Origin of the sequence: uncultured Gimesia sp., from assembly GCF_963972345.1 — a bacterium.
Classification (GTDB): Bacteria; Planctomycetota; Planctomycetia; order Planctomycetales; family Planctomycetaceae; genus Gimesia.
This window is the reverse complement of sequence record NZ_CAXAVM010000239.1, coordinates 1-10,178: the sequence shown is the minus strand read 5'-3', so window position 1 is coordinate 10,178 and position 10,178 is coordinate 1. Positions and strand designations below refer to the sequence as shown.

General features: G+C 51.2%; 12 protein-coding genes. 9 read left to right on the top strand and 3 right to left on the bottom strand.

Going from position 1 to position 10,178, the window contains the following annotated elements:
* Positions 1 to 77: 77 nt before the first annotated feature.
* Positions 78 to 485, bottom strand: coding sequence for a DUF1801 domain-containing protein (locus AACZ40_RS25865; RefSeq protein ID WP_339676426.1), 408 nt, complete (start codon positions 483 to 485; stop codon positions 78 to 80).
* A gap of 581 nt (positions 486 to 1,066) precedes the next feature.
* Between AACZ40_RS25865 and AACZ40_RS25860 the strand changes: the two genes are divergently transcribed.
* The 5 genes from AACZ40_RS25860 (at position 1,067) to AACZ40_RS25840 (ending at position 3,804) form a co-directional block, all read left to right on the top strand.
* Positions 1,067 to 2,029, top strand: coding sequence for a hypothetical protein (locus AACZ40_RS25860; RefSeq protein ID WP_339676425.1), 963 nt, complete (start codon positions 1,067 to 1,069; stop codon positions 2,027 to 2,029).
* A 55-nt stretch (positions 2,030 to 2,084) separates the two neighbouring features.
* Entirely contained in the window at positions 2,085 to 2,219 is a 135-nt protein-coding gene (locus AACZ40_RS25855; RefSeq protein ID WP_339676423.1) for a hypothetical protein, read from the top strand.
* A 104-nt stretch (positions 2,220 to 2,323) separates the two neighbouring features.
* Positions 2,324 to 2,815, top strand: coding sequence for a ferritin-like domain-containing protein (locus AACZ40_RS25850; protein ID WP_339676422.1), 492 nt, complete (start codon positions 2,324 to 2,326; stop codon positions 2,813 to 2,815).
* A gap of 51 nt (positions 2,816 to 2,866) precedes the next feature.
* A complete protein-coding gene (locus AACZ40_RS25845; protein ID WP_339676420.1) occupies positions 2,867 to 3,313 on the top strand; it encodes a CsbD family protein in 447 nt (148 codons plus the stop codon).
* A gap of 80 nt (positions 3,314 to 3,393) precedes the next feature.
* On the top strand, positions 3,394 to 3,804 hold the full coding sequence (locus tag AACZ40_RS25840; protein WP_339676417.1) for a host attachment family protein: 411 nt from the start codon (positions 3,394 to 3,396) through the stop codon (positions 3,802 to 3,804).
* A 98-nt stretch (positions 3,805 to 3,902) separates the two neighbouring features.
* Here AACZ40_RS25840 and AACZ40_RS25835 read toward each other — a convergent pair whose 3' ends face one another.
* Both AACZ40_RS25835 and AACZ40_RS25830 read right to left on the bottom strand, forming a co-directional pair.
* Complete coding sequence (locus tag AACZ40_RS25835; RefSeq protein ID WP_339676414.1) at positions 3,903 to 4,547, bottom strand: hypothetical protein; 645 nt, start codon at positions 4,545 to 4,547, stop codon at positions 3,903 to 3,905.
* Between the two features lie 6 nt (positions 4,548 to 4,553).
* Positions 4,554 to 4,727 carry a hypothetical protein gene (locus tag AACZ40_RS25830; RefSeq protein WP_339676412.1) on the bottom strand — a complete coding sequence of 58 codons (174 nt, stop codon included), beginning with the start codon at positions 4,725 to 4,727 and terminating at the stop codon, positions 4,554 to 4,556.
* A 333-nt stretch (positions 4,728 to 5,060) separates the two neighbouring features.
* On the opposite strand from AACZ40_RS25830, the gene AACZ40_RS25825 reads away from it, so the two are divergent.
* The 4 genes from AACZ40_RS25825 (at position 5,061) to AACZ40_RS25810 (ending at position 10,060) form a co-directional block, all read left to right on the top strand.
* Entirely contained in the window at positions 5,061 to 6,014 is a 954-nt protein-coding gene (locus tag AACZ40_RS25825) for a DUF1559 domain-containing protein (protein WP_339676410.1), read from the top strand.
* A gap of 156 nt (positions 6,015 to 6,170) precedes the next feature.
* Positions 6,171 to 6,602, top strand: a complete 432-nt coding sequence (locus AACZ40_RS25820; RefSeq protein ID WP_339676407.1) for a carboxypeptidase-like regulatory domain-containing protein — start codon at positions 6,171 to 6,173, stop codon at positions 6,600 to 6,602.
* Positions 6,603 to 6,907: 305 nt separating this feature from the next.
* A complete protein-coding gene (locus AACZ40_RS25815; RefSeq protein WP_339676405.1) occupies positions 6,908 to 8,665 on the top strand; it encodes a phosphate ABC transporter substrate-binding protein in 1,758 nt (585 codons plus the stop codon).
* A 198-nt stretch (positions 8,666 to 8,863) separates the two neighbouring features.
* Positions 8,864 to 10,060 (top strand): NAD(P)/FAD-dependent oxidoreductase, encoded by a 1,197-nt coding sequence (locus AACZ40_RS25810; protein ID WP_339676428.1) that lies wholly within the window; start codon positions 8,864 to 8,866, stop codon positions 10,058 to 10,060.
* Positions 10,061 to 10,178 lie beyond the last annotated feature (118 nt).

Here is a 10,178-nt window from a genome sequence, read left to right as displayed (position 1 = left end):
CATCATGATCTTGTAACTGACAAGACCTTTTCTACAGAGCAGGTCAGGAACCTTAACTATAAGGTTCCCGACCCCTTTTATCTTACTGCCGGGGATTTGTAGGCCTTCGTGATCAGCTTTTTGAGCGTGGGCAGGTGGACGTCTTTCAGCTTTTTGATGTAGAGGCAGGACTTGCCGATCTTATGTTTTTTCAGTTTTTCCAGTAACGCGGCCTGCTTCTCCAGTTCGCAGTGCAGGTAGAGCACCAGGTCCTGTTTACGGGGAGAGAAACCGACATGGAACCAGTCTCCCTCGGACGTTTTACCCCGGTAGTGAAAACTGCCAAAGCCGACCTTGGTTGTTCCCCACATGACGGCCGGCTCGCCCGTCAGCCCCTGCATCAACTCCAGCAGGGCCAGGCAGTCGGCACGTTGCTGTTCGTCTTTAATCCCGGTAAGAAACTGGTCAACGCTGGCGTCGTTCTTCTGTGTTTTCAACTTTGACATGAGGACCCCTTCGTTAATTGTGTCTGGTTATTGTTTTCCTCAAACGACGTGCCTTTATAAAAATGAATATCGAAATCGTGCGTGTTAAGAACCATCTTCTCATCCTACTGCCAGCCACCCGGCGAGACAAGCAGATTCCGAGGCTATAGGGATAAGCCCTGATGGGGGGACGGGGGGTAACAGGAGTCCGCGAAGTGCATGGTCTTTCGGTATCCACACGATTTGATGAGTTTCGCGATCGATTAAAGCAAAAATCGATCACCTGAAGCATAACTTCTTGGCTGATACGAAGATTGTGCATGACGGAACCAAAGTGCGCAGAGAAACTGAGCGTAGAACGCTCGCGCTGATCGTATTGCAATCAGTGATCGAATAAATATTCGAAACTAATTCTGGTGAATCAATTTTTCCGTTTGTGGAATGCCTGAGTTAATCACAAGCCAAAACGCGACAGTCCACTTCGACTCACAACTTAAGTGACATTGGCACAATAAGTGCATTGTAGAAATGCTCCAATACATACATCCCCCCTTGGGGTGTGAACCGAACACAAGAACATTTTCACCATATTGAGAAATCATATGCCAGCTGACCACTCTGACTCACACGACACTCCTGGCAGCGTCGTTAAAGAAAATCGAATCGACGCGGTTGTCCCGCGCAGGTTGCACGCGAGCTGGCCAGCAATCATTTGTGGTGTTTTGGCTATCCCGGCAGTCCTCTGGCTCCTCTCACTGCTTGGTTCCGCGATGGGAGCCAGTGTTTTAGACGGGACAGACGCGGAAGCACTCGGCGACGGTTTCGGGATCGGTGCCGTGACTTGGATGGCAGTCTCTGGACTGGTCGCTTTCTTCATCGGTGGACTCGTTACCGGCCGCCTTTGTGGTCAGGATGATGACCAGGCAGGTTTACTTCATGGCGTGGCAGTGTGGAGTACCGCTACTGTTTTGATGTTGAGTTTAAGCTACGTGGGCATTTCCGGGATGGTGAATACCGGCTCGTCGATCGTGGCAACCGCAACCGAAGCCGCCTCGAATGCAGCAGGTTCTTTGCCTGACCCATCGGCTATGAACTCGCAGCGCCTGAATCGCGTTACGACGGGTATCAGTGCCGCCGTCAAGCGGGAGATTGCTGAAGCCGCATCCGGCACTGGCGGCGCTTCATTAACTGAAGAAGAAGCACGTCAGGCAATCAACGCGCTGGATGCGAACGCTCTCGAACAAATTGGCTGGAGCTACATCAACGACGATGCTGCAGCCGCACGAGACACGCTTGCTGCCAATACCAGTCTCAGCGAACAACAGGTCAATAATCTGTCCAACACTATCGAAAACAAAGTTGAGACGCGGGTTCAGGAGTACAAGGCCGAAGTGGAGAAAGCTGTGGAAACAGCCAGTTCGTACGCGCAAGCAGTGCTTTGGGCTGCATTCGTTACGGCAGCGCTCGGGCTGATTGCAGCGATTTTCGGAGCAATGCTGGGATGCCATACTGCCGTCCGTCTGCATACGGTCGCAGTCGAACGCAGCCGTGTTGTTGCCCGTTAAGGCAGCCTGACTCTTCTTGAACATAAAGTCAAAATACAAATAAAGGAATCATCTCATGGGCTACGGCTTACTTGGACTATTACTCATCGTGCTACTGGTATCCGCACTGCTCAAAAGCGTCGCCGTTGGTAGCATCGGTGGGGTGCTGTTATTGATCTTGCTGGTTCTGTTGTTGACCGGTCGTCTGTAGCAGGCAGGCGGAGCAACACTGAATTGACCGCTGGCATGCTGTGCCGGTCAGTACAAAAAGGCATTTAACTTCCCTTTATCACTTCACAATATGGAAAACAAATTATGGCTAAAATGAAAACACTGGCAGACGCATTCCATGACGAACTGCAGGACGTACTGAGTGCTGAAAAGCAGTTGACGAAGGCCCTACCCAAGATGGTCAAGAAGGCATCCAGTGAAAAGCTGGCCCAGGCCCTGGAAGAGCATCTGGAGCAGACCAGGGAACACGTTGAACGCGTGGAGAAAGCTTTTGAAGAGACAGGCAAGGCGGCGCGCGCCAAAAAGTGCGAGGCCATGGCAGGACTGATCGAAGAAGCCGAATCCATGATGAGCGAAGAAGCCGACCCTGACGTGATGGACGCGCTCATCATCGCACTGGCACAAAAGGTCGAACATTATGAGATCGCAACCTATGGCACACTCTGCACGTGGGCTGCCAAGTTGAAATACACCAGTGCGAAAGAACAGCTCGGCCAGAATCTCGACGATGAGGAAAAAGCGGATAAGAATCTGACGAAACTGAGTAAAGCGATTAATACCGCTGCCAAAGCGTAGTATCGAATTGCGTCGTTACAACAAACACCCTCAATTGAAATGAAATCAACCATGACAAATAAGAAAGAACTGGGCGGAAAGTGGAAAACGATCGCCGGTGAGGTTAAGAAAAAGTATGGTCAGATCACAGACAACGATCTCAAGCAGGTCGAAGGCAATCTGGATCGACTTGCTGGTTTAATCCAGAAAAAGACTGGCCAGACGCGGGAGCAGGTCGAGGAATTTTACGAAGCGTGTTGCGACTCTGTGGATTCGGTCGGTGATCAGGTCGCAGAACTGGCTGGCGAAGCCAGTGAAGCAGTTCGAGCAGGCTACGATCAGGCGACCGAACAGGCCCGTCAGGGTTACGACGAGACGATCAAAACCGTAGCTCAAAATCCACTTGCCTCTGTGGGCATTGCTCTGGGCGTCGGCATTGTCTGCGGTTTGATGATCGGAACCTCGATTGGCACTCATCGCGAGCGTGAATTGTCCTGGTATGATCGTTTGAACCGCTAGGCAGTGTCTCATTGCGAACCAACGCTGCGTTCGTCTGCCTGACTCGCAGCAGTCCCCCAATTGAATAGAAAGGGAATAGGATGACGGATAAAGTATCAATACCCGACGGAGCCTACATTCTGGTGGCTGATGGCACCGGCGCTCGGTTGTTTTCGGCTTCTGCGACAGAGGATAATTTAGATTTGACAGCCGTTGATATTCTCGAACCGAATTATGAAAAGCACGAAGGACCTTCTGGTTCGCGTCCGCCGGAGCAGACATACGATCAGACGCAAGAAGCTACGTTCGCGAAACACGCAGCCGAAGCATTGAATTCAATGGCCTACGCCGAAAAGTTCAGCGACCTCGTCGTGATTGCAGATCCGCAAACCATGGGACAGATGCGAGAAGTCTTCAACCAGGCAGTAACAGATCGTATTACCTGCGAACTGCCGAAGACGCTTGTCAACTTATCGAAACACGAGTTGGAACAGCATTTGTCTAACGAGTGAAAGCTGATTGCCGTTCGATCCACAAATGCGTCAGTCTTGCCTCTCCTGTCAGGTCCGCATCAATTCAGGCAGGGGCAGGCAAGTGGCGCGTTGCTGTTCTAAGCACCATCAGACGGTTCACTCTGTTTCCGTCGCAGGTACACTGTTTCAGGGTAGTCGTAAGTCAGCAACAGCGCCCCCTCAGCGGCATATTTCTCAAACAGAGTCGTGATCAGATAATCTTCGCCGGGCCAGGGATAGGCGAAAATGACGTCAAATTCATCAAGACCAATCTGGAGTTTTTCATATCCACTCTCCGCCTCCGTGATGAGCCAGGAATACGCGGCATTGTTGTCGACATAGGCTTCCTCAAGAGTAGATTCGCCGCCCGCGGGGATGAAGCTGCCTTGAACGAACTCCAGGGACAGACCAAAGTCCTCTGCCAGACTGCGGGATGCATCGACCAGCTCTTCCTCAATTTCAATGCCACAGGCCATAAAATCAAGCATTGAGGCCAACGACGCTACCACGCCGAAGCCGCTTCCCCATTCGCAAAACGAAGTTCCGGTAGCAAGGTTTTCGTCAGTGATGACTTTCAGTGCGTGGTAGACGCTTTTGAAATCACTCGGGACGAAACCGGTGGCGCGGCGGGGACTACTCTGGAGAAACTGGCTGACTCTCAAATCAGCTTCGCAAAGAAAAGCATCGATCTCGTCGGGCAGGAACGAATCGTGATTCGAGATGTCAATATCTACTAAAGGCACATTAAGTCATTCTGAAAGGCGTCGGTTCAATGTGAGGCACCACGCCCCGTCAGGTAAAGTATCGGTTATGAGAAAAAACAGCCAGTCGGTCAGCTCTACATTGAGCAGATTGTTGAAAAAGGTCACGGGCTCAATACGAATTTCGCGGAACACCTCACGAAAATCGGTTCCTGCAAACATTTGAGGTTCGACTCCGCCGCGAAATCCCTGTTTCACCCTGACAGACTCATTTTAGAAAGCGATGAGCCCCTGCGTTTTATTACCCAAAAGCGTTAACGATTCCTGGTTGCGAGAACTTGTGCAAAAATCTCAGGAATCTCGTGATAATTAGCATGGGCACTTTTGTGGCATCGATTTTGCAGTATCTTCGGGTTCTTAATTATCTCCTTTGAATTTCACTTATCTGTTCTGCCTTCTGCACTCATCTCGTGCATTTCTGGATGTTTTTAAGGCAGAAATCATAGAACTATTATCGTTCAGGAAAAATATATTTAATTTTTTAAGGAGTTATTAATGTCTCATTCTCTGAAGCGAAAACGAGGATTTACTCTGATCGAATTGCTGGTAGTGATTGCCATCATAGCAATTTTGATTGCGCTATTATTACCTGCAGTGCAGCAGGCGCGTGAAGCAGCTCGCAGGAGTACCTGCAAAAATAACTTGAAACAAATCGGCCTGGCAATTCATAACTATCATGATACTCATAGAATTCTGCCACCCAAGGTCGTTATGCCGGGAGTGACAGACACCGCGCCCATCCATGGAACTGATGCTGCATTGACGATCCGTAACATCACCGGTCACCTGCTGCTGCTTCCGTATTTGGATCAGGCGAACATCTATAACAAGTTGAATTTCAGTATTCCGATGGGGCCCTCAAGTTACTCCAGTAGTAATCCGGACATGACAGGAAATACCAACCCGACAAACACGGATGTGGAATTGCCCGTATTTGTCTGTCCCAGTGATGTGCCCAATCCCATTCCCAATGTTGCATCAGGGGCTTATGCCAGAATTAACGGGAAACGAACGAGCTACGCGTTTGCCGTGCATACTTATGACAACGCCTTCCTCTATAATTATACTTCGAACAATACAGCAGCCAAAGGTGCCTTTGGTACGAACGGCGCTGCGGTGATCGGTCATATCCAGGACGGCACCAGTAATACGATGTTCATGTGCGAAACTCCCCTGCGCAAGACCAGTACCAGCTATGGTCCCTTATGGAACCAGTGGACTTACACGCAAGGTATTGCACCTGGTGCTTATGGCATCAATGTCAATTATGTGAGTGGGACCACTCACTACGATTACGTGTATGCATTCCGTGCCGGCAGCGCGCATGTGGGCGGCATGCATATTCTCATGGGTGATGGTGCTGTTCGCTTCCTCAGTGAAAATATCGATTTAGCAATTGTCAGAGCCTTAGTCAGTATTAACGGCGGTGAGATCGTTTCAGAATTTTAATGGTGGAAATATTATTCCACATTAGAGTTTTTGATTTGATCGCGATTTTACTGCGACACAAAATCGATCTGACAGATCATGTTTTCTAATTCACTGGAAGCTCATTCTCTGAGCCATTCTTTTATCATTAAGAAAGAGTTTAAGGGAATCCTCACAATGCGATCGCTTTATAAAGGTCTTCTGAACAGGACGAATCTGCGCAATGTCTGTGTCGTATTGGTAATGTCAACCTTTGTTGCTGGATGTGGATCTGGTCAGGATATTCCTCCGTTAGCTCAAGTCAGCGGAACTGTCACCATCGACGGTAAGCCTGTCTCAGGTGCATCGGTTATTTTTGAACCTAAGTTCCAGGCCGTTTCCGCATCCGGGGGCACAGACAAAGACGGTAAATTCACACTCATGTATGGCGACACAGCCGGTGCAGCCATAGGCGATTATATCGTCCGGGTGTTTCACTACGGAGATGATCCAGAATTACCCCAGGAAAGTCTTGTTCCTGAATCTTATGGAGCTGGAAGTACTTTGACGGCTACCGTTAAAGAGGGGGAGAACGAGATCGATTTCGATCTGAAAGGAAAAAAGAAATAAGCAAAGAACCGCCTCTCATTCACGATGAGAGGCGGTTTTTTAGCGTGTGAGAAAACCATTGTGAGTATCGAACGGGTTCGAGGATACACTTCGATTCCGTCTCAATCTACCAGCATATTGTATACTGTCAACTGGGTTTCACCAGGGCTTGCTTCCTCAAAAAACATTCGTGTAAGCCCGACACGACAGTGGATGTGAAGCACTCCTGTGTCTCCCTGCTGTTGCGATTGCTTTTATTCTGATAGGCTATGCCTGAGGTGTATTTGTTTTTCACATCACACGTCAGCACCAGGACCCTCATCAGAATGAAGTCACTTTTACTTTTCGTCGCCGTTGTGGTTTTGTCGGTTACCGACTGTTTTTCCGAAGAGAGACCGCAGTCCGCTTCGGAGCGGCCTGTCATCCAGCGGGATATTGTTGGCCTCTGGTTAATGGGGCAATCTTTATGTGAAGGTGCCGAGTCGCTGCCCCTTGTCACGCACTCCGATGGTGACTGGGGAAACTTGATGTTCCAGCGTGGCGTACGTACCTGGTCGTATGGGAAATATTGCGACAAGCCATACGAACGACCTGCAGAACAGTTCTCTTTTGTACCGCTCACTGCCACCGTCAACGGCGGACTGGGTGAGACGATCGCCAATGGTCTGGCCGATCATTTGAAATCCCGTTTCACCGGTTCTCAGCGGGAGCTGAAAGCGAGGCAGAAAAAAACGCCTCATTTTTTAGTGACTTATGCAGGTCAGGGGGGACGGATGATTGACGAACTTTCCAGCGTTGATCAATCGACGGATCCCCGTACGCCTGAATCCAGGCAGCATGGCGGCGGCTATTATCAAACAAGTCTGGATGATGCCCGCCGCGCCAAAGCACAAGCGGTAGCCAGGGGAGAAACATTTGGAATCGCGGCGTTAATCTGGATGCAGGGGGAGGGCAATGCCGGGCCGACAGGCGGAATCAATCCCAGTCGCTGGGACACAGAAATTCCTCGTCCCGCAGGACTGCACTGGTATCGGGATCGACTCGTTGACTACCGCAAACAATGGTCGCAAGATTTGCAGAAGACCACCGGGCAAACCGATGAGATTCCGCTGTTTACCTATCAGACATTGAGCACCGCCGGTGAGGCTCAACTGCTGGCTGCGGACAAGGATCCGTACATTACGATGGTCGGCCCGCACTACATGGTGGCGAGTGCCTTGAACAGTCGCTATGCCGGCCGATATGGTGACCCGATTCATATGTCAGCCGATGGCGAGCGCTGGTTTGGCGAACAGGTGGCCAAGGTGGTACATCGTGTTCTCAAGTTGGGCGAAGCCTGGCAGCCACTGCGTCCCTTGAAAGCCTGGATTGCGCCGGACCGTGCCAGTGTGCTGGTCGAGTTTCATGTTCCCCGACCACCGCTGGTTTTGGATGAAACATTTCTGCCGCGAGAACAGCTGGTCAGAGGCGAAGGTTACCACTCCCTCTATGGATTCCAGGTTCGCAACAGTGCCGGTGCTGTCTCAGCGATCAAGGCCATTGAACTGGAATCGCCTTCACGCCTGCGAATTCAACTGGTGTCTCCGCTCCAGACAGGCACAGGTTTTACGCTCAGCTATGGACTGCCTTACGCGGGGCAAGTCGGAAAAATAGCCCAGATCATAATGGGACCGGTCATCGAAGGACAGCCCACAACCGAACTGATCCTCAATCAACAATTCGATCCTCAACTCAAACCACTACTGGCGGAAGGTGCCTTCTTCGTAGCCAACATGGAGGCCGGTGATGCTTACGCCCAGGCACCCATTCGACACGTGACTGAAAGTGAGGGAAAAACCATACTCCGCTTTGAGAATCGGGAGCTTCGGAAGAATAAACCTTTCGAAACCGGGCAGACGCTCACAGCCTATCGTGGTTTTCCGTTTGGAAATCTACGAGATTCTGATCCCGAACCAGCCATCTATCAGTTTGCCGACCCTGGATATGGCACGCGTGCAGGGGAACCTTATCCCCTCTGGAACTGGTGCGTCCTGTTTAAGCAGTTCCCTATTTCAGATCAGAGCGAAGAGAAGCGAAACCCTTAAACGGTCGTATTCAACACGATTGCCTCAAAGCGAGGAGCCGCATGGGTGAAATCAAACGGTTGAAATGCTAGACTGTGTCCAGTTTTACTGTAGCGAGGAGATAAAAGGTGTCAGGAACCTTAATTTTAAGGTTCCTGACACCTTTTATCTCCTCGGTTGCGTATTTTGGCATTTCATCCGAGGCGAAGTAACTTGAAAGTGATTGTGATTGGCGGCGGTGCAGCAGGATTTTTCGGGGCGATTGCGGCTGCCGAAAACGGGCACGAGGTGACGATCCTCGAAGCGGCTGCGTCGGTATTGACGAAAGTCCGCGTCTCCGGAGGCGGTCGCTGCAATCTGACTCACAGTTGCTTTGAACCCCGCGAACTGGTCAACAGCTACCCGCGTGGCGGGAAAGCGCTGCGTGGTCCCTTCAGCAGGTTTCAGCCTGCCGACACCATAAGCTGGTTTGAGTCGCGCGGCGTTCAGACCAAAACGGAATCGGACGGCCGCATGTTTCCTACAACCGATGATTCCGCGACTATCGTCGATTGTCTGCAAGGCGCGGCGGAAGACGCGGGTGTGGTGACTCAACTGCGCGCCAACGTGTCGTCGATTCAAAAAAACGACTCGACCTTCTGCGTCACTCTGCAATCGGGCGAAGCAATGCAGGCGGACCGGATTCTCCTGGCGACCGGCGGCAGCCGCGCCGGTTTCGAATTGATTCACAGCCTCGGGCATCAGATCGTTCCTCCCGTGCCCTCGCTGTTCACATTTAAAGTTCAGGACCCACGGATCGAAGACCTGCCAGGCGTTGCGGTGGAACACGTAAACTGTCAGTTAGTCACCGACACGAAGACGTTCAACCAGTCTGGCCCGATTCTCGTGACGCATTGGGGCTTGAGTGGTCCTGCGGTGTTGAAACTGTCCGCGTGGGCAGCCCGGGAACTGCACGATGCGAATTACCACGCCACACTGCGCATCAACTGGCTGGCCGGATCCAGAGCCGAGGAGATTCGTGCGCAACTGAATTCCTTCAAAGCAGATCATCCCAAAAAAACTGTCGACGCTGCGTGCCCCTGGCAGTTACCAAAACGGTTATGGAAATCGCTCGTCGATCACAGTGTCGGCCCGCAACCCGTTCGCTGGGCGGAACTCTCCAAACAGGCAACGCAGGCGCTCGTAACAGAATTATCTGCCGGCGAATTTCAGGTGGCCGGCAAGGGTGTCTTCAAAGAAGAATTCGTGACCTGTGGCGGCGTGAACCTGAAAGAAGTCGATTTCCGCACGATGGAAAGTCGCGTCTGCCCGGGCCTCTATTTCGCAGGCGAAATCCTGGACATCGACGGCATCACCGGCGGCTTCAACTTCCAAAACGCCTGGACCACAGCCTGGATCGCCGGCAATTCGATGTAATGCGCTGGATGTAAAAAAGACCAGCTAACCATGTTATCGTGCCTATGACAGCTAAAGGCCATTTGAAGTTCCCCAGAAATAGTGGGCGCTCAAAAAAGAGTGTAAACTATTCTGAGGA

Bases quoted from the DNA above. Each gene is read 5' to 3' on its own strand.
- AACZ40_RS25865 (WP_339676426.1), bottom strand. From the start codon at position 485: ATGTCAAAGTTGAAAACACAGAAGAACGACGCCAGCGTTGACCAGTTT.
- AACZ40_RS25815 (WP_339676405.1), top strand. From the start codon at position 6,908: ATGAAGTCACTTTTACTTTTCGTCGCCGTTGTGGTTTTGTCGGTTACC.
- AACZ40_RS25830 (WP_339676412.1), bottom strand. From the start codon at position 4,727: ATGTTTGCAGGAACCGATTTTCGTGAGGTGTTCCGCGAAATTCGTATT.
- AACZ40_RS25845 (WP_339676420.1), top strand. From the start codon at position 2,867: ATGACAAATAAGAAAGAACTGGGCGGAAAGTGGAAAACGATCGCCGGT.
- AACZ40_RS25840 (WP_339676417.1), top strand. From the start codon at position 3,394: ATGACGGATAAAGTATCAATACCCGACGGAGCCTACATTCTGGTGGCT.
- AACZ40_RS25820 (WP_339676407.1), top strand. From the start codon at position 6,171: ATGCGATCGCTTTATAAAGGTCTTCTGAACAGGACGAATCTGCGCAAT.
- AACZ40_RS25825 (WP_339676410.1), top strand. From the start codon at position 5,061: ATGTCTCATTCTCTGAAGCGAAAACGAGGATTTACTCTGATCGAATTG.
- AACZ40_RS25855 (WP_339676423.1), top strand. From the start codon at position 2,085: ATGGGCTACGGCTTACTTGGACTATTACTCATCGTGCTACTGGTATCC.
- AACZ40_RS25860 (WP_339676425.1), top strand. From the start codon at position 1,067: ATGCCAGCTGACCACTCTGACTCACACGACACTCCTGGCAGCGTCGTT.
- AACZ40_RS25850 (WP_339676422.1), top strand. From the start codon at position 2,324: ATGGCTAAAATGAAAACACTGGCAGACGCATTCCATGACGAACTGCAG.